The 19,336-nt window shown below is 36.0% G+C and carries 18 protein-coding genes; 7 read left to right on the top strand and 11 right to left on the bottom strand.

Annotated features, from left to right (window positions below):
• The first annotated feature begins 181 nt into the window (after nucleotides 1-181).
• Nucleotides 182-1,408 carry a replication-associated recombination protein A gene (locus CQA66_RS08080; RefSeq protein ID WP_104763395.1) on the top strand — a complete coding sequence of 409 codons (1,227 nt, stop codon included), beginning with the start codon at nucleotides 182-184 and terminating at the stop codon, nucleotides 1,406-1,408.
• Between the two features lie 112 nt (nucleotides 1,409-1,520).
• Here CQA66_RS08080 and CQA66_RS08075 read toward each other — a convergent pair whose 3' ends face one another.
• The 3 genes from CQA66_RS08075 to CQA66_RS08065 are packed head-to-tail and all read right to left on the bottom strand — an operon-like array spanning nucleotide 1,521 to nucleotide 3,364.
• On the bottom strand, nucleotides 1,521-2,117 hold the full coding sequence (locus tag CQA66_RS08075) for a DUF4156 domain-containing protein (RefSeq protein ID WP_104763374.1): 597 nt from the start codon (nucleotides 2,115-2,117) through the stop codon (nucleotides 1,521-1,523).
• A 42-nt stretch (nucleotides 2,118-2,159) separates the two neighbouring features.
• Nucleotides 2,160-2,783: a DUF4156 domain-containing protein gene (locus CQA66_RS08070; RefSeq protein ID WP_104763373.1), complete on the bottom strand. Its 624-nt coding sequence runs from the start codon at nucleotides 2,781-2,783 to the stop codon at nucleotides 2,160-2,162.
• Nucleotides 2,784-2,836: 53 nt separating this feature from the next.
• Entirely contained in the window at nucleotides 2,837-3,364 is a 528-nt protein-coding gene (locus CQA66_RS08065; RefSeq protein ID WP_233707765.1) for a DUF4156 domain-containing protein, read from the bottom strand.
• 352 nt (nucleotides 3,365-3,716) lie between these two features.
• Here CQA66_RS08065 and CQA66_RS08060 point away from each other — a divergent pair, with 352 nt between their 5' ends.
• A complete protein-coding gene (locus CQA66_RS08060) occupies nucleotides 3,717-5,609 on the top strand; it encodes a secretin N-terminal domain-containing protein (protein ID WP_158657027.1) in 1,893 nt (630 codons plus the stop codon).
• Nucleotides 5,610-5,614: 5 nt separating this feature from the next.
• Here the strand turns inward: CQA66_RS08060 and pyrF are convergent, their stop codons facing one another.
• From pyrF to ribH, 3 genes are read right to left on the bottom strand one after another with little or no spacing between them, the layout of a single operon-like run.
• Nucleotides 5,615-6,391, bottom strand: coding sequence for an orotidine-5'-phosphate decarboxylase (gene pyrF, locus CQA66_RS08055; protein WP_233707764.1), 777 nt, complete (start codon nucleotides 6,389-6,391; stop codon nucleotides 5,615-5,617).
• 46 nt (nucleotides 6,392-6,437) lie between these two features.
• On the bottom strand, nucleotides 6,438-7,139 hold the full coding sequence (gene nusB, locus CQA66_RS08050; RefSeq protein WP_104763369.1) for a transcription antitermination factor NusB: 702 nt from the start codon (nucleotides 7,137-7,139) through the stop codon (nucleotides 6,438-6,440).
• A gap of 24 nt (nucleotides 7,140-7,163) precedes the next feature.
• Complete coding sequence (ribH, locus tag CQA66_RS08045) at nucleotides 7,164-7,631, bottom strand: 6,7-dimethyl-8-ribityllumazine synthase (RefSeq protein ID WP_104763368.1); 468 nt, start codon at nucleotides 7,629-7,631, stop codon at nucleotides 7,164-7,166.
• Between the two features lie 147 nt (nucleotides 7,632-7,778).
• On the opposite strand from ribH, the gene pyrG reads away from it, so the two are divergent.
• The 3 genes from pyrG to CQA66_RS08030 are packed head-to-tail and all read left to right on the top strand — an operon-like array spanning nucleotide 7,779 to nucleotide 12,692.
• Entirely contained in the window at nucleotides 7,779-9,392 is a 1,614-nt protein-coding gene (gene pyrG / locus CQA66_RS08040; RefSeq protein ID WP_104763367.1) for a glutamine hydrolyzing CTP synthase, read from the top strand.
• Between the two features lie 2 nt (nucleotides 9,393-9,394).
• A complete protein-coding gene (locus tag CQA66_RS08035) occupies nucleotides 9,395-11,356 on the top strand; it encodes a single-stranded-DNA-specific exonuclease RecJ (RefSeq protein ID WP_104763366.1) in 1,962 nt (653 codons plus the stop codon).
• Nucleotides 11,322-12,692, top strand: a complete 1,371-nt coding sequence (locus CQA66_RS08030) for a pseudouridine synthase (RefSeq protein ID WP_104763365.1) — start codon at nucleotides 11,322-11,324, stop codon at nucleotides 12,690-12,692. The genes CQA66_RS08035 and CQA66_RS08030 overlap by 35 nt, the downstream gene beginning before the upstream one ends.
• Before the next feature lie 127 nt (nucleotides 12,693-12,819).
• Here the strand turns inward: CQA66_RS08030 and CQA66_RS08025 are convergent, their stop codons facing one another.
• The 3 genes from CQA66_RS08025 to greA form a co-directional block, all read right to left on the bottom strand.
• Nucleotides 12,820-13,662 (bottom strand): methyltransferase domain-containing protein, encoded by an 843-nt coding sequence (locus CQA66_RS08025; protein WP_104763364.1) that lies wholly within the window; start codon nucleotides 13,660-13,662, stop codon nucleotides 12,820-12,822.
• Between the two features lie 107 nt (nucleotides 13,663-13,769).
• Nucleotides 13,770-14,852 (bottom strand): glycosyltransferase family 8 protein, encoded by a 1,083-nt coding sequence (locus CQA66_RS08020; protein WP_115582595.1) that lies wholly within the window; start codon nucleotides 14,850-14,852, stop codon nucleotides 13,770-13,772.
• 292 nt (nucleotides 14,853-15,144) lie between these two features.
• Nucleotides 15,145-15,633, bottom strand: a complete 489-nt coding sequence (gene greA / locus CQA66_RS08015; protein ID WP_104763362.1) for a transcription elongation factor GreA — start codon at nucleotides 15,631-15,633, stop codon at nucleotides 15,145-15,147.
• A gap of 139 nt (nucleotides 15,634-15,772) precedes the next feature.
• Here greA and CQA66_RS08010 point away from each other — a divergent pair, with 139 nt between their 5' ends.
• A complete protein-coding gene (locus CQA66_RS08010) occupies nucleotides 15,773-16,492 on the top strand; it encodes an alpha/beta fold hydrolase (RefSeq protein ID WP_104763361.1) in 720 nt (239 codons plus the stop codon).
• Nucleotides 16,493-16,499: 7 nt separating this feature from the next.
• Here CQA66_RS08010 and CQA66_RS08005 read toward each other — a convergent pair whose 3' ends face one another.
• Complete coding sequence (locus CQA66_RS08005) at nucleotides 16,500-16,859, bottom strand: hypothetical protein (protein WP_104763360.1); 360 nt, start codon at nucleotides 16,857-16,859, stop codon at nucleotides 16,500-16,502.
• Between the two features lie 26 nt (nucleotides 16,860-16,885).
• Nucleotides 16,886-17,191, bottom strand: coding sequence for a hypothetical protein (locus tag CQA66_RS08000; RefSeq protein ID WP_104763359.1), 306 nt, complete (start codon nucleotides 17,189-17,191; stop codon nucleotides 16,886-16,888).
• 72 nt (nucleotides 17,192-17,263) lie between these two features.
• Between CQA66_RS08000 and uvrB the strand changes: the two genes are divergently transcribed.
• Entirely contained in the window at nucleotides 17,264-19,258 is a 1,995-nt protein-coding gene (gene uvrB, locus CQA66_RS07995) for an excinuclease ABC subunit UvrB (protein ID WP_104763394.1), read from the top strand.
• The last annotated feature ends 78 nt before the right edge of the window (nucleotides 19,259-19,336 follow it).

The following is a 19,336-nucleotide window of genomic DNA, read 5'->3' as shown; positions in this document are numbered from 1 at the left end:
CTTAACCTTTTAAGTCTATCGTAGTATTTTAACTATAGAAATTTTATCTATATTATGAAAATAAAACAATTAACATTGGTGGCATAAATATATTAAAGTTCATTAACAAGTATGAGCTATGCCCGATTGTAATAGTTTTATGTTGTGCTATAATACACGGCAATTTTTCAAAGAAGGTATTATGCGCAATCTTATAGAGCAGTTTCGCCCTAAGAGTTTAGCTGATTTCATTGGACAAGAACACCTACTAGGAGAAAATGCCCCACTAAAACTCATTCTTGATTCTTATGCTCATCATTATACCATGAAATCTTGCGGTCAAATGCCACATATTGTGATTTTTGGTCCAGCTGGAAGCGGGAAAACAAGTCTAGCTCGTATTATTGCACAAAGAGATAATCAAGTTTTTTTAGAATACAATGCAACAAATTTCAAATTGGAATCTCTTAAAAAAGAGTTGGCGCAGTATAGGCACTCGCTTATAAAACCCCTACTCTTTGTAGACGAGATTCATAGATTAAACATTGCACAGCAAGAATTTTTTTTACCAATTTTAGAAAAGAATGAGATTTGTTTCATAGGTGCAAGTACAGAAAATCCATTTTTTGTGCTCAGCGCACCGTTAAGGAGTCGCTTATTGCTTTTTGAATTTAAAGCATTAACACGTGATAATATGGAATTTCTTTATCAAAAAGTAGTCGCAAAATATCCGCCAAAACATTATTTTCAGCATGTTAAACAATGGCTTTTAGATAGACAAGATGGAGATTGTAGGGTGTTCTTGCGCTTGCTTGATATTGCTTTGGACATAGATTCTAAAAGCATAGTAGAATTGGAAACGTTGCAGGAGATTACAAAACATTCCCAAGGTGTTCGAGAGAATAGCGTGCACTATGATTATATTTCGGCTCTTATTAAATCTATTAGAGGGAGCGATGAGAATGCCGCTATATATTATCTCGCATGCTTAATACAATGTGGAGAAAATCCGGAATTTATTGCTAGAAGGCTTGTGATTCTGGCAAGCGAAGATATTGGCAACGCTAATCCTAATGCGTTTACTCTTAGTGTAAATACAATGAATGCTGTAAGTAAAATTGGGTATCCAGAAGCGCGCATCATCCTTGCGCAGTGTGTGATTTATCTTTCCTGTTCGCCCAAAAGCAACAGCGCATATAGTGCTATTAATATGGCGTTGCAAGATGTTCAAAAAAGTATAGATAAAGTTCCATTGCATCTGTGCGCTCATGCTCAAGGTTATCGGTATCCCCACAATTTTGGCGGATTCGTGTTGCAGAAATATCATCAAGGAAAAGAGTACGTACAATATAAGAATATAGGTTTTGAAAAAACATTACAAGAGTGGCTTATGAAAATAAAAACAGAAATTAGAAAAAATGAAAAATAGTATCAAAGAAAATACTTAGATAGTTTTTCTATCTAAGTAGAGTAAAGTATTTAGAGTTTGGAGTTCAATTGCTTTGTGATTTAAATATATTGATATAAAACGTTAAATTTGTTTATTTTGTTCCACATTCAAATACGTTTGCATGAACTCTGTAAGAAAGGATTTTTCCATTTTGTGGAATTTTTTGCCAAGCTGTACAATCCTTTTCTTCATATCGTCCATCTTCAACTCTCATTTCACAAACCATAGCTTCTTTTGTTAATTTTACTAAAATCCTGCTATCTTCATTGACTAATTCAGCCGCTTTATTTCTTAAATCATTTGTTGCACCTTCGCGAATATCTTCAAATGAAGGAGGTACTTTACCATCGGAGTTGTCTTTACCCTCTACTTCACCTAAAAGTTTACAAGTATAAGGAACGCTATATGCCACAGCAATACCTCTTGCTTCTTCGCTAAGTCTTTTCGGTTCATATGCAGGAAGTTGTGGCATTTTTATATATGGAGCCACTTTTGTCACAGTAATTTCTCTTGCTGCATCAACAGTAACTTCTGCTTCTCTGCTATAACTTACTTTACCTTTTTTGCTGGAGCTTTTTGTATCACCAGAGCTTTTTGGACTATCTTTTGAACAAGCGATCAAAAGAGATGCGGCACCTAACGCTACTCCAACTTTTACTAAATTGTTTATCAAATTATTTTTTAACATCTTTTCACCTTAACACTATATATTTATTCTCAAATATTTAATTTATCTTGCACCGCAATCATATACATTTGCATGGATTCTATAAAATAGAATTTTTCCATTGTTAGGAATCTGAGTCCACTGCGTACAGTCTTTTTCTTCAAATTGATCATTTTCTGTTCTAAGTTCGCATGTCATTGCTTCTTTGACTGGAGTTAAAACAATTCGATCTCTAGCATCTACTAAATCCATTGTACCATTTCTTAAATCATTTAATGCACCTTCTCTAATAACTTCAAATGAAGGCGCAGTTTTACCATCCGAGCTATCTATACCCTCGGTTTCACCCAATAGTTTGCAGTTTAAAGGAACACCATTAACAATAGCAATACCTTTTGCTTCTTCTATAAGTGGTTTTGGAGTGTACACTGGTAACTGCGGAAGTTTATAGTATGAAAATGGCGCAGACTTTGTTATTGTCAATTCTCTAGCAACATCTATATTTTCTTCTCTAGGTTTCAAGCTTCTTGCGACGTTATCGTTGGAGTTATTGGAGTTAGAGTATGATTGAGAGTCATCTACCTCTACGTCTACTTTCATATCGTCCTCTGCAACAGCAAAAGACATCATAGCTAATGACAGGCATCCTGCAATAAAACCGGTTTTTACAATATTTTTATTTAACATATTTTTACCTTTCTACAAATTGTAATTTTTAATTTATGGTTAAGACATAATGGCTATTTTTCACCGCACTCAAATACATTCGCATGGATTCTGTAAGAGAGGATCTGTGCATTAGGCGGAAGTTTATTCCATAATGTACAGTCTTCTTCTTGATACTTGTCTTTTTTGGTTCTAACTTGGCATATCATAGCTTCTTTTGATACAGAAAGCATGAGTCTTTGCCCACCTCTAACGAGATCCGCCGCTTGATTTCTTAAATCATTTGTTGCACCTTCTCTAATTTGCTCAAAAGTTGGACCTGCCTTACCACCAGCTTCGTCTTTACCCTCCACTTCGCCTAATACTTTACAGTTATAAGGCATAGTATAAGCCACGGCAATACCTCTTGCAGATTCATTAAGTGTTTTTGGTTCATAAGGAGGTAACTGTGGATCAATAGAGTACCCTACCGCTTTATATACAGCAAGTTGTCTCGCATTAGGCTCTACCTCCTGATCATATTTACTTTTTTTACTTTTTTTGGCAGAGTCCTGCCCAGAGCAAGCTACCAACATTGCAACAGCACCGACTGTTAAACCCACTTTTATAGATTGGTTTAAAACTTGTTTGTAATTTAGCATTTTTTATAACCTTTATGACATAGAATGGATAACAAAAAAAAAAAACAAGGTTACTCCAAGTTTTCTTGTTGTCATTATATTAACAAAAAAGAAAAAAAAAATCAAGATAAAACAATAATTTATCTTGTAATTCACCATGCAGAGTTTCTGTTATATGTTTGCAGCATGTTTGGTATTATTTGATTTATATTGAATTTGACTTTTGGGATTAATTGAGATATAGAAGGGTAATCAAGTTACGTCGCACCGTAATAATACTGTAATTCTAATATCTTGATATATGAATAAGGTTGAGAAGCAATGGGGGAATATAATGCGAATCTTTGCAATGATGCTAATATGTTTTTGTTTTCCTATGGATGGTGAAGAAAATCAATTATCCCAATCCTTAATTCCCCCACATAATACCCAACTAGATTCAATAGAACGTTATTCTATCATTGATGATTTAAGAAGTGCTTTTGATGTTTATTCTGTTAAACATGTGCAATCTAGTAACTATGCAACATATATAAATGGCGTATTGCCATTTAGCAATAATTATTTGCACACTCGATTTCATATTAATAGTTTTGATGACGGAAATCAAATTCAAGTTAATACGCAGACCAATAACATTTCTGCTAAAGATTCTTCTTTGCAAGAAACAAAGAATATTCAAGGTTCCGTTAAGAATAATGTATCTGGCGATGGTAACGCCTCTTCTTTACGTATCATTCCCCATCCAATAGAACCACCTTTAGACATAGGCATACTTTCCCCTATATGTAAAAAGAGAAAATTTAATCTTGCTAAAACTGAAGCTTTGGATTCTAAAGCCATTCTTACCCAGTTAGCACAGGAATGTAATTTTTCTGTACAGTATAGTGCTAATCTTAAGCAAATCAATGACGCAAGCGTTATTAATGCTAAACAGCAATCTTTGGACTTTATTTTAAAAATGTTACTTAAAGATATATTTTATGAAGTCCATCCCCATCGACTTGTTTTGCAAGATGTTGATATGCGCATTTTTGAGCTTAATTATGTTTCAAGCATGAGAATGGCACAAAGCAACACGGACGTACTTTTTTCACAAGAGCAAAATAGTAATTATTCGGGATATAGTACAAATCCTTATCACAATTATAATAGTGGGTATTTGGGTAATTATAGTGGATATAATTTTGGTAATTACCACTCTACGAATCAAAATCTCGCGCCACTTAGTCCCCTGTTTACACAAAGTATAATAGAGGGGAATTTACTCAAACAGCAGCTTCGCAATCAAATGAATGGCAACGTTACAGAATTTGGCAAGAGCGGCACCAAAGTGTATTCATTAGATGAATCAAACTTTTGGACAGATATAGAATCTCGACTGAATGTGTTGCTTGATATAAAGACTGGGGATAAGTTCATTATAGATAAAGCAGCAGGGCTTGTTTCCGTGTGGACAAATAAAAAGAAGATGCAAGAGGTTTCTTTGCTGCTTGCAAATATAGAATCTAAAATGAACTTACAAGTATCTTTGGATGTTGAGATTTTAAGTCTTACACATTTTAACTCTAGCAATGTTGGGATAGATTGGCAAGAGTTATTTCGAATCCTCAATCCTACACAATCAAGCTTTTCTCTTAGTACTGGTGGTTCTGTCTTTACCCTACAAAATAGCAGCAATAACCTCAACTCCCTTTTTAATTTTCTTAGGACTTATGGGAATCTAAGAAGTCTTAGTAATCCAAAAATCATTGCCTTAAACAATCAGCCCGCAATTATTAGTGTGGGATCTGTGCTTCGTTATTCGCAAGATCTCGTATATCAATCCAATAACGCAAATAACACCATACAAAACACTAGCACACAATACCCTAGCGTATTTGCTGGAATACTACTTGACATCACTCCTTCAATCAGTAACGATACTATTATTTTACGTATTAATCCAGCAATTACTAAGACTAAGGATCCTGAATTAGAAAATGCAGCACAGGCACTCCAATCTCCACCAAATCTTAGTACTAACCAACTTTCATCTGTTGTAAAACTCAAAGATGGGCAAAGAGTAATCATAGGGGGATTGCTTAATAATGTTAATCAATCCACTACACAAGGCATTCCTAAAATTTCTGATATAAGAGGATTGAAAAGAGTATTTGGTAAGGCAATGCAATTACAACGAAGTGAAGAGCTTATTATTGTCATTACGCCAAAAATCGTGCAATGATTCTGCTATTGATAGATTTCTTGCAGAATCATTTCCAATGTGTGGATTCTATTGCTTGCTTGATATATTGGTCTGCCAATAACAACTAAGTCGCTATTGGCTTTTTTTGCTTCTTGTAGGGTAGCTATACGGTGTTGATCATCTTTAGAGCCGTTAATGCCCCGTGAATTTATTTGCATAGATTCTAAAGATTGCATGCGGATACCCGGTGTAATAGCCAGCAGTGAGGGCGCAACTTCTTTAATAACCGTTATTTCATTAATTGCACAAACAAGACCGTCTACCCCACTTCTATAAGCCAATGTAGCCAATTTTCTAACACATTCCTTGATTCCCATTCCATACACTTCATATAATCCCGCTTCATCAAAACTTGTAAGGACAGAAACCGCTACAATTAATAGGTTTGATTGTTTATTGCGCAAATATTCTGAAATCATACACATAGCCTTGAATCCACAGCTTGCATGAATGGTTAGCATGTCAATAGCTAGTTTTTCACATTCAATAATAGCATCCAACATAGTATTGGGAATATCATAGAGTTTTAAGTCTAAAAAGATTTTATATCCCTCGTCTTGTAGTCTTTTTAGCGGTTCTCCTCCATCGCGTATATAACTTCGTAACCCCACTTTTAACCAGATATTTTGTGTGGAAATATTGCTATTTTTACAGGCTATTTTTATTTCATCGGCAAGGTTTTGATTTTGTTCTTTGCTTGGCAAATCGAGCGCGACACAGAGTTTCATTGTTGCTCCTTGTATAATGGGTATGGGCTTCATTAAGAATCTTTACTTGGCAATAGAGCATTATTAAAGCGAGTTGCCATTAAGAATCTTTAGCTATTTTTGATTGCTTATTATCATAATAAGAGGAAGATTTTTTGTTGTTTTGTTTCAGAGGGATTTTGTTGTATTTAGGGAAAGCAACCTCTTTTTTTGATTGGGAATGCCGCTTGGTTTTTGAATGAATCTCTAATGGTAACCGTTTTTTATTGTGATTGTTTTTCTGTTTCTTTGTAGTGTTGTGAGATTTGTTGGAGTTTGTTGGGGATTCTGTAGAAACAGATTGTGCTAAGTTAGAACGTGCGATCTGTGCTTGTCGTTCTTCAATAAGTTTGGCAATATCATCGGTGCTAGTCTTTGCTACATTGTCGAGCACACCGTTAACAAGTTTGCACGCATCTTCGATGTTAAAGATTTTGGTGAGTTCAATGGCTTCATTGATGACTATTGCTTTTTGTGTTTTAGTTTTTAGTAGCTCAAAGATTCCGAGCTTTAAGATATTTTTCTCTATAATTCCTAGCCTTCCGATGTCCCATTCTTTCACGAATACTTCCATCACCTGCATAATCAGAGATTCATCTTGACAAATCCCATGCAATAAAAAAAGTGCAAATTCCTGCTGTTTATGTCGTATTTTTTTGCTATCAAGAAAAACTGCTGCGCCGCTTATTGCCTGTTCGTTACCTAGATCTTTGGCATAGAGTAGCTGTACTACAGCAATTCTTACTTGTGCTCTGGTTGCCACGGATGACCTTTTAGAATTTTATAGTTAGTCTAGTTGACGATAAATGCTTAATAGTTCAATCAGACTAGACATTGATTCGAATCCTTTATTTCCGTTTTTTATTCCTGCTCTATCAAGGGCTTGTTCTATGTTGTCGGTTGTAAGGATTCCGAAACTTACTGCACCACCGTATTTTAGCGTTACGTTTGCTACACCTTTTGTAGATTCTGCAGCAACATAATCAAAGTGTGGTGTACCTCCACGGATAATTGATCCCAATACACAGACACCGTCATAATCACCACTAGAGAGGATTTTTTCAAGAGTGAAAGGTATTTCAAAAGCACCTGGCACTTTAATTAGAGTGAGTTTTTCCACATCACCACCATGCCTTATATAGCAGTCCTTTGCTCCTTCAATTAGTTTGTCTGTTATCATACTATTAAAACGAGAACAAATGATAGCTATTCTCTCGTGCCCTAGCAATGACATCTTACCTTCAATAATTTTCATAATACGACCTTATGTATTGCGAATTTATAGCATTATAGCGCATAAATTGGAAACCACACTATATGTGAAATAACATACTCTCTTTGTTAAAGATTCCGCTATGAATTTAGTCTATAATTGTATCCTAGAAAATCTAAGGTGCATGGCATGGATACTACAAAATATATCTTTGTAACAGGAGGCGTTTTGAGTTCATTGGGGAAAGGAATCTCTTGTTCATCAATTGGGACTCTATTGCAACATGCCGGGCTTAATGTTTCTCTACTTAAGATAGATCCTTACATCAATGTAGATCCAGGTACGATGAGTCCTTTAGAGCATGGTGAAGTGTTTGTAACTGCCGATGGCGCGGAAACAGATTTGGATATTGGGCATTATGAGAGATTCTTAAATGTAAATCTTTCACGTAATAATAATTTTACTACAGGGCAGATTTATCTCTCTGTGATTGATAAAGAACGTAAGGGTGAGTATTTAGGAAAAACCATACAGATTATACCGCATATTACCGATGAAATTAAGAGGCGCATTAAGAATGTTGGACGCGATTGCGAAGTATTAATTGTGGAATTGGGAGGGACGGTTGGCGACATCGAAGGTATGCCGTATTTGGAGGCGATGAGACAATTAAAGCATGAATTGGGTGCAAATAATGTCCTTAGCATTCATGTAACCCTTGTTCCCTACATCCGTGTAGCGGATGAATTAAAAACAAAACCAACACAACATAGCGTGCAAGAATTACGTCGCATTGGTATTAGTCCACAAATCATTATTGCACGTTCGGAATTTCCTCTCTCTAAAGACACAAAGGAAAAGATAGCACTGGCTTGCGATGTGGATTCTCACAGCGTGATTAGTGCTGAAGATGCAAGTACAATTTATAAGTGTCCTATTAACTTCATTAGCGAGGGAATCCTAGATCCTATTGCTAAGAGTTTATATTTGCAAGAGTTATATCCCGATATGCAGGAATGGGACTTATTGGTGAAGAAGATTCTTTCTCCTACCAAAAGCGTACAAATAGGTTTTGTAGGAAAATATCTAACTCTTAAAGAATCTTACAAGTCGCTTTTAGAGGCACTTGTGCATGCAGGCGCCAATTTAGACACTAAGGTTGAGATTATTTTTATCAATTCCGAACACATTGAAAGCGCGAAATTAACTAACTTACAAGGAATATTGGTTCCCGGAGGTTTTGGAGAACGTGGTATAGAGGGGAAAATTGCAGCGATACAATATGCTAGAGAACATTCGTTGCCATTTCTTGGAATCTGCCTTGGTATGCAATTGGCACTTGTTGAATTTGCGCGCAACGTGTTGAATCTACCTGATTGCAATTCCACGGAATTTAGTAAAAGATGTCAAAACCCAATTGTCTACATGATAGAGGATTTTATTGATACGGAAGGTAATAAGCAGATTCGCACACATACTTCGCCATTAGGAGGGACCATGCGTTTGGGAGAGTATGAATGTTATATTAAAGCAGATTCTAAACTTGCTAAAATATATAATCATCAAAAGGTGATTAAAGAAAGGCATAGGCATCGCTATGAAGCAAATCCTAAGTATCGTGGGAGTTTTGAAGAGAAAGGATTATTAGTCAGCGGGGAATGTAACGGTTTGATAGAAGCGATAGAGTTGGATTCTCATCCGTTTTTTATTGGGGTACAATTTCATCCTGAATTTACTTCAAGATTACAGAATCCAAACCCCGTGATTGTTGAATTTGTTAAACAAGCCCAGAGGTATAAATAACAATGCGGCAAGATACACAAAGTCCCAGTAATTATCCAAAGACGGGTAAAAAAAATGCAAAAAAACGTAAAATACCCACTACTGCCCGTGCCCATAAGAAAGCAAAGCAGACACGTTTTAGCCTCGATTCTCTTTATAATAACCCCGAAATTCAACGACTAAAAGAGACGCTTAGGCAGTTTAGAGAACCAGAGGAGATTAATAGTATCCTTAACGACAGGTTTAAAGATTATCTGTTTGTGCGTAAACTTAGCCAAATTCCCCATCCAGATGAGTTGTTTAATAATACAGAAGCGGCACGTCTTGTTTGTCAAAGTATTGCCAATGAAGAAAAAATCATCATCATAGGTGATTACGATGCAGACGGAATCTGTGCTACTTGCATTGTGCTTGATTTCTTTGAGGCAATGGGATATAAAAATATTGACTTTGCAATGCCCAATCGTTTTAAACACGGGTATGGTTTTTCTCGAGCACTTTTTGATGAGGTTACTTCAAAGCATGATGATATAGCGTTAATTATTACGGTGGATAATGGTGTAAGTAGCTTTGAGGCGGCAGATTTATGTAAAAAAGCAGGTATCAAGCTCATTATTACCGATCATCATACATTGGAAGTTGATAGTGATGGCAAGATAAGGGTGCCAGATTCTACATTTATGATTAATCCACAACAAAAAGCATGCAAATTTCCCTTTAAGGACATTTGTGGGGCACTTGTGGCTTGGTATTTTTGCTGTGCTATTAAGATTCTTATTCAAAATGACGTCTTGCAATCTTTCAATCCACAAAACACCTTGATACAGTCCTATAAACACAACTTATGCAATACTTGTATGAAGTCCTTTTTGCTTTTTGTAAGTATTGCGATTATTTCCGATGTTATGCCTCTTAATGCGATTAATTATACTATTTGTGATTATGGGCTATGCCATTTAATAGAAAACAAGAGTCCAGCATTTTCTGTTATTACAGAATACTTTAAATGCCTTGTAGATTCTCAAATGTTAGGATTTAAGTTCATTCCTCTTCTGAATGCTGCAGGTCGAATTGATGATGGTACTATTGCATTGGATTTTTTAAGATCGCGTAATATTGCAGAAGCGAGGATGCGTTTTAATAAACTCAAAGAGCTTAATAATTATCGCAAGGAACTTCAAGAGAAAGTTTCACATCAAGCATTCCATTCTCTTAAGACTATGAAACAAAATCCTTTTATTTGTTTTGTGGTTGGAGATGATTGGCATGAAGGTGTATTGGGTATTGTGGCGGGAAAAATGGCTGATGAGTTTTGTAAGCCTAGCTTTGTGCTCACTAATAGTAATGGCGTATGTAAAGGGAGTGGAAGGAGTTATGGCGATGTTGATTTGATTGCTAGTATGCAGAAAGTAGGGCATTTACTGAATCGCTATGGGGGACATGTGGGTGCTGTTGGGTTAGAGATTAAGCAGTGTCATATTGAGGAGTTTTTGCGGTTATTTAGTCCTGTTTATATTGAGATAAAAAAGCAATATGATATGTTGGGCATGCTTTCTCTTAATCTTGTGAATAGGCAGACTTTTCTTTATATAAGTTCTTATGAGCCATACGGTAATGGAAATATGATGCCAAAGTTCTTTTTTGAATTAGAGATTGTAGGGTTTAAAAAGACTAATCAAGGATTCCTTGAGTTTCAGCTTATAGACTCTCATTCAAATGCTCCTATTAAAGCAATGTTTTTTAACACAAAATATATGCAAGTGGAATTTGTAGCAGGAGAGATACTCCAATTTAGTGCGACCCTTTCGATAGATTCTCAATATTTCAATAGACGTTATGGATTACAGCAAGCTTATTCGCTTAGTCAAATAGCGCGCATATTTCATAGTGAAAAGCAGCATTTGTTTGCACGTAACACGGAGGAAATTATGCTAATCATAGATAAAATATATGGGCTTTGTAACAAAGCAGCATTATGTCAATAGCCCTATTAAGGCGACTAAGTTTCTCTTAGGGCTTGGCTATTCTAAGGCTGCAACACAAAGGATTATTGATAAAGCGCGTTTGCGGCAGTTCGGCAATGTTTTGCAGAAAAAGAGCATTATCACAAAAGGAATAGTTGAGATTACGGAGTTTGCAGGCAGAAATTTAGGATTGTCTCCTTGCGTTGTTGTCGATAGCGGCATATCTAGCAATAGGCATTGTGTGATAGAAGATTCTTATCAAGATGTATGCCCATTAGATTCTAGAATTACCAATTTTGCAACCAATAACCTTTCATTTTGTATTTTTAATAAACCAGCTAAACTTCTTACTCATCCTAGAAATCTGAATCTTCATACCCCTGAACCGAGTCTTTTAGAGCAGTTACGATATAGCTTTGGTGCGCAATCCAATCCATGCCATAGATTGGATTATGAAACAAGCGGCTTATTGCTCTGCTCACTTGATAGACAAAGTGAAATAAGAATCAAAAATCTTTTCTTAGAACGTGCTATTTTGAAAGAGTACTTAGCGATTGTGTGCGGGAGAGTAAAAAATTCTATACTTATAGAATCTGATATTGTATTTCCTGCAAGATTGGGTAGTCTTTGTATTAGGGGTCAGGCAAAGAACCTAAAGATACAAGCATTAGACAAGGCAAGGTCTTTAAGAGATATTGTACGTATGAAGCAAGAGATACAAGATTCTTCATATTCTAATCCTCTCGATAGTCGCCTTGCTGCAAGCCTGTTTATCCCTGTGAAATCTTTTGCAGATTACTATGCCTTAGAGCAATTTTTACAGTCCAATTTTGGTAAAAAAACCTTTACTGATAATATCTTTAGCGACATACAACATGATGTAGCAGATACTCCTTTTCAGCTCTTAGAATCGTATAGAATCTTTAGGGAGAAGACGCTGCAAAGTCGCCGTATTGCAAGTGTGAGGCTAAAGGATTCGCATACCAATAATGATGTGAGCACAGGATTTTCCCTTGTTCGTTTGGTGGCTTTAACAGGTAAAACGCATCAACTAAGAATCCATGCCAATGCTTTACGTCATAGCATTGTGGGCGATACGCTCTATGGGATACAAGACTGGGTAGCAAGTTTCTTTTTGGATTCTAAATCTCAATTTGCGGACTCGAATTTTGGAGTGCCATCTTTTGCTTCAGGCTTTGATATAGAGATATTTTCGCAATTTCTTTATTATTATCAGAATCTTGCTTGCCATCGAAATCAGATTTTGTGCGATATGCGGCTTTACTATACGGGCAATGTTAGGTTGCTCTTGCATGCACGTAGTCTAAAATTTCTTGGCAAGAGATTTGTTGCCTAGTTTGTATTTTGAGAAAGCTTTATTAAATTTAGGTATTTGATTGCAAATCTATAAAGAGCGGGATTTTAGCAAATTAACGCGACGAAGCAGTCAAGAAGAGACACTCAATCTTTCTAGGTAAAACAGCCTACAGGGGATTGTTGTTATCAAAGTTTTTGCATTTTTCTGCAATTTGCTCTTTAAGCAATCTTTGATGATCCCCTTGTATTTTGCTTGTTAAACGTTTCTTGATGAATGGAAAAAGATAAGGTGCAAGTTTTATAGCAAATTTAAAGTGGCTTTGCTTGATAGCATGTTCACTAAAGAGATGTAAGTCTTTATAAGAACAGAAAAAAACATTATTGGCTTTTGCAAGAGATTCTAAGCTTTTGCGTGTGAAGAAACTGATGTGTTGTCCGTGGGAAAATCCATAATACCACCAAGCATTTTCTCCGTTTGGTTCAGGGATTTCGCTAGGTAATAGTTCGGTAGAAAAGAGGAGATTCTTGCAAATAGCAAGCATAGAGCTAATTTCTTCTTTTGGATTAGGCAGATGTTCAAAGACTTCGAAGCTTGTGCAAAGTGCGGGGATAAACAAGTCTTTATGTCGATGCCATTCAAAGCCACGCGCGTAGAAGTTTTGACAATATTTATCTTCCCAGAATGCTTCAATCCCGCTATCGCGCAAGAGTCGCACAAGCAAACCATTTCCTCCGCCCAAATCAAGCAAAGCAGGCTCTTTCTCTTTATTTCTAAATCCAAAAAACAAATAAGCAACACAGACGACAATAGTATAAAGCCGCAAATTTCTTGCCACAATACCAGTGTCTGAAATATTAATAGCATCTTTGTAGGCTTCTTCTAGCCAATGCACTTGATTGGCACTTAAGAATCCACAATGCTCACATTTGTAGAAATCTTCATCATATTTACAGAGAATCTTTGCTTTGAAAGCTATTTGTGCGTCTTTTCCACAAATCTTGCATTGCATGTGTATCCTTAAAGGTAGATAGCCTATTGTACTGTATATTGTTAAATTTGTATTGCCATGCTCTTGGACGTGCGGGTAAGTTTGTGAAAGCTAATTGCAGAGCAATGCTAAGGTTTTTTGAAAGTGAAAATATAGCGAAGCTTGCTGCAATCTATATAGAGTTTGATGTTAAGCAGACGTATTTTAATAATGCCCCGTCTTTTTGCTAGCTCAAAGAGGAATCCAAGAGAGATAAGTTTGTTAAATCGAGGGTAGATTTCATTATCTTTGTTTTCTTCATAGAATCTCTTATAATAATCAAATTTCTTATAAGTACAATCTAGCCATTCTTCTAAATAATTGGTTTTTGCAAGGGTTTCAAACCACAGATCGGATCGTAAAGTATTAAATACTTTCCACGGTTTGACATGCGGACCTGCAAAGTGGATTTGGATAGGATTTGCCATGGCATGCTCTATTTCACTTCTTTGCCATGTTGCGTTATTGAGCTTTTCTTCCGTATCAAACATACTCCAGAAATACGTACTTACCATGCCATTCTTGGAGAGCAGTTTGATCTTAGGATAACAGACGTAATTGAGTACATCTTGCTCAGGCTGCAATAGTCGATGGACATTGTCCTGAAGAAACTCTAAGAGCTTAGATTCTAGATTGTCTAAACGCATTTTTTTAAGATTATAGACAAGAAACCCGCCGCCAACTAGCAATCTTTGCTGTTCTTCTTTGCTCCATTTAGAATCATAATAGCGCATAAAGTTTGTTAGTGGACAATTATTGTGTAGAAAAGGGGCATTATAGCCCCCGATGTAATAATCTTCATTGGTATCAAAAAGATTAAATTCGTATGCAATATCGCCTCTCCATACGACATCGACATCAGTGATAAGCATTTTTTCGTAATTAGGGAAAGCCTGTGCGACACAAAGTTTGTAAAACATATCCTTGCTGAAATGCGACTTATTGCCCACTTCTTCCCATAGTTGATCATAGAATCCGCCTTTATTAATAAACTCTAGGCTAGCATTGGGGAAGGAATGTACCACTCTTTGTAGTTTGGCTTGTGAATGCGCGCTGATATTGTTGCTATGTAGTACGTAGAGCTTGTAGAAGTACTCTGGGCTTGCATGCTCTAGCATGGAATAGAAAGAAACTGCAGCGGCTAAGCAGTAGTTTTCATCAAAGCAGTGCATAACGGGGATTACAGGGAGATTATTTGAATTGAGAGATTGACGAGAAGTTGGAGTAGATTCTACATGTTGTCTTTGCTCACGATAGTCGATGTTACCAAGTATTTTTGATATATATATATATATATATATATATATAACTTATTATTCAATAATCTGGATTGCATGAGATTATTGAAAAGATTATTAACAAATTGCTGCATATCATCACCTTAACAGAAATGGGCGGATTATAGCACAATTACAGAATCAACTAGATGTTCTTGTGGAGAGAGGAGTGGTATTTGTGTATTTCTTAATCCTCGAAAGCTATTGGCTTGTATTCGATTTTAAGAATCTCAAATTCGGTTTCTCCCGCTGGAAGATTGATAATAACTTCATCACCTTCTTCTTTACCAATTAACCCTCTCGCAAGTGGAGAATTAAAGGAGATTAGTCCTTTCTCGGGGTTACTCTCTGTTGTACCTACAATTGTGTAGATTAATTCTTTTTCAGTGTCAAGGTTGAGAATCGTTACTGTGCTACCAAAGCTTACTTTGTCATGACTTAAACTTTCAGGGTCTATTACTTCTGCATTTGCCAACATTTTACTTAAATCATTGATTTTAAATTCAATAAAGGCTTGTTTTTCTTTTGCAGCATGATATTCAGCATTTTCTTTTAAATCACCATGCGAACGTGCGATGTCAATTTCTTGTGCAACTTTAGGTCGTTCTACTTCTTTGAGATTTTTGAGCTCTTCAGAAAGCTTCTTAAATCCATATTTACTCATTGGTTCGTTCATGTTTACGCCTTCGTGTAATTTGTGAATGCTATTTTACAAAAATAAAACTAAACATTTATCTTTAAAGAGTCCTTAAAGAAACTTTGTGGTTTTATATTACAATTATATGGGCTATCGAGCTGAAAGTTAGGGGGATGGTATGGCGCAGAAGGAAATACATTATAGAGATTCTACCTTGCGGATTGCTTATGCTATCATTGACAATGGAGCAGATAAAAATATGCTTTTTTTACACGGATGGGGAAGCAATAAGGAGCTTATGCGCATTGCCTTTGGGAATTGTTTCACGGATTTCAATCATATTTATATTGATTTGCCGCATTTTGGCGCGAGTGAAGGTAAAATTTTTTTGGATACTTATAAGTATGCAGAGGTAATAGAGCAGTTTCTTATACGTGTTACTGTTAATCGAAGGTTGGGCTGCGATGTTGTAGTCGGACATAGTTTTGGCGGTAAAATCGCTTTGCTTTTACAAAGGGAGATTATTTTACTTAGTAGCGCAGGAATCTTGCTGCCTAAGCCTTTCATAGTACGGGTTAAGATTCTCTTGGCGAAGTTTGCTAAGACATTGGGTATCAAGGCTAATTTTCTGAAAGCAGATGATGCTAAAGAGCTTAGTCCTATTACTTATGAAATCTTTAAATGTGTTGTAAGAGAGGACTTTATGCGAGAGTATGCTAGCTTTACGCAAAAAGCAACTATTTTTTGGGGCAGAGAAGATAAAGCGACACCGCTAAAAGCGTTTCGCATAATACAATCTCTAATGCCTAATGCAGATTTCTATGTTTTAGAGGGAGATCATTATTTCTTTTTGCAACAAGGGCAAGAGGTTGAGAGACTCTATCGGCATGGCTGTTGAACGCAATCTAGGCCGGCGGTTTAACGTTTAACGGAGTTTTAAGTGATTGGAGGATATTGTTTAGCTCAATTTCAGCAAGGCTCTGGTCTCGTATATTGCTAACAAAGAGTACAAGCAGTTCCTCTAGGCTATAGTTTTTATCTTTAAAGATTTGTATAATATTGTTTCTGCAACGTATTTCTAAATTTTCTAAGTTCAAATTAAAGATTCTATTCTCTACGGTGATATTTATATTTTGGGCGATGGTACTTTGTGCAGCTAATTGTTGACGCACATTGTTTGAATGATTAGATTCTGGCAAACAAGCATAATTAGAATCCTTAGAGTCACTAACATGAAGATATTCAGATTCTAATTGTGCTCGCATGACGGGTTCTTGTCGATTGTATGGGCTTATGCAAGTTTATGCAAGAGTTGTTCTAAAATTCTCTTGCCCTCATTAATTTCTTCATGTAGCCTAAATAGTTCTAAATCTTTTTCTTCGTTTTGTGCTTTGATGGCACTAATTTCTCGCTCTAAAATGGTGATAGTTTCTTCTTTTTCGAGAATCTTATATTCTAAATCTTCTATCTTCTTTGTATGATGTGTTTCCAATGAAGTCTTTACTTCATTAATGAGCGACAAAAGACTCATGTTAGAGCTTGGCGATTGACGTTCGTTAGAATTTACTGCCGTTGAGTGATGGTAACTATCTTCCATGTGATTTCCTTAAGGTTAAGTTTGAGTAAGTTTAGTATAATTGTAGCCAAAAATGACTTAATAAAAGATTTAATGGGATTTTTACTCATGAAAAGCATTTTTGATTTGTGTGCAAATTATGCCCCCGCGGGCGACCAGCCAAAAGCAATAGAATCTCTTTGCAAACAAATACGTAACAATCAGAAATACAATACCCTCATTGGTGTAACGGGCAGCGGCAAAACTTTTACTATGGCAAATGTTATTCAGAATCTTAATATGCCAACACTCATTATGAGTCACAACAAAACTCTTTGTGCGCAATTGTATAGTGAATTTAAGAGCTTTTTCCCTCATAATCATGTTGAGTATTTTATTAGTCATTTTGATTATTATCAGCCAGAGGCATATATCCCTAGACGAGATTTGTTTATTGAAAAAGACAGCTCTATTAATGATGAGTTGGAAAGATTGCGACTATCAGCTACAACATCTTTATTAGCTTATGATGATGTGATTGTAATAGCGAGTGTTTCAGCGAATTATGGTTTAGGTAATCCAGAAGAATATCTCACAATGATAGAGAAGTTAGAAGTTGGTAAAAGCTACAAGCAACAGGATTTGTTGGCAAAGATTGTAGATATGGGATATACGCGTAACGACACGACATTTGAACGTGGGAGATTCCGTGTAAAAGGAGAAGTTATTGATATTTTTCCTGCATATAATGAAGTAGAATTTGTGCGAATAGAGTTTTTTGGCGATGAAATAGAAAGAATCGTTGTTTTGGAATCCCTTGATAATACTTTTGTTAAGAATCTACAATCTTTTGTGCTTTATGCGGCTAATCAATTTATTGTGGGGCATAATAGATTAAAGAGTGCTATAAACAGCATACAAGAAGAGTTAGAGCAACGACTGGGATTCTATGAATCTGAAAATAAAATGTTGGAATATGAGAGATTAAGATCTCGCATAGAATTTGATTTAGAAATGATAAAGGAGCATGGGATTTGCAAAGGAATCGAAAATTATGCGCGGCATTTAACGGGCAAAAAAGCAGGTGAAATGCCGTACTCGCTGCTTGATTATTTTGAATGCAAAAAGATTCCTTACTTATTAATTGTTGATGAGAGCCATGTAAGTTTGCCACAATTTGGCGGTATGTATGCGGGTGATAAAAGTAGAAAGGAAGTGTTAGTAGATTATGGTTTTCGTTTGCCAAGCGCGCTTGACAATCGACCGTTAAAATTTGAAGAATTTATTGCGAAAAAGGCATCGTTCGTGTTTGTTTCTGCAACACCTGCAAAATTAGAGTTGGATTTAAGCAAAGAGAACGTTTGCGAACAAATTATTCGCCCCACAGGATTGCTCGATCCAATCTGCGAGGTGCGAGATTCTAAAATACAAGTTAAAGATTTGTTAGAAGAGATTACATTGTGTGTTGCAAAAAAAGAACGTGTGTTAATTACTACTTTAACTAAGAAAATGAGCGAAGAATTAACTAAGTACTATGCCAAAGAGGGCATTAGAATAGAATATTTACATAGCGATATTGACGCTATTGAACGTAATCACTTAATACGTAATTTACGTTTAGGCTTATTTGATGTATTGGTGGGAATCAACTTGCTACGTGAAGGACTTGATTTGCCAGAAGTGAGTCTTGTAGCAATCATGGATGCTGATAAAGAAGGATTCTTACGCAGTGAGACAAGTCTCATACAAACCATGGGACGTGCGGCAAGAAATATTAACGGGAAAGTTATTTTGTATGCAGAGAAGATTACAAAATCTATGCGGGTAGCAATAGATACCACAACGCGTAGAAGATGCAAACAAGAAAAATTTAATTATGAGCATAATATTACTCCTAAATCGGTGGCTCGCGTTTTGGAATCTGAATTGCGACTAGAAGAAAGCGGCAGAGTTTATGAGAAATTTGGCAAGAAACAGAAACTTCCAGCTAAAGAAAGAGAGAATATTATTAGAGAACTTCGCATAAAAATGTTAGAAGCAAGTAAAAGATTAGATTTTGAACAAGCGATACGTTTAAGAGATGAAATTACCAAAATCAAAACCCTATAAACACAATATCATATCTATTCAACCCTTAGTGATAATTTCCTTGTTAGAGTTAGAGAATCTACAAACTTTTGCCAAGCA

The organism is Helicobacter aurati (genome assembly GCF_003364265.1).
GTDB lineage: Bacteria > Campylobacterota > Campylobacteria > Campylobacterales > Helicobacteraceae > Helicobacter_A > Helicobacter_A aurati.
Note: the sequence above shows the minus strand (reverse complement) of the source record. Positions and strands in the feature narration are given on the sequence as shown.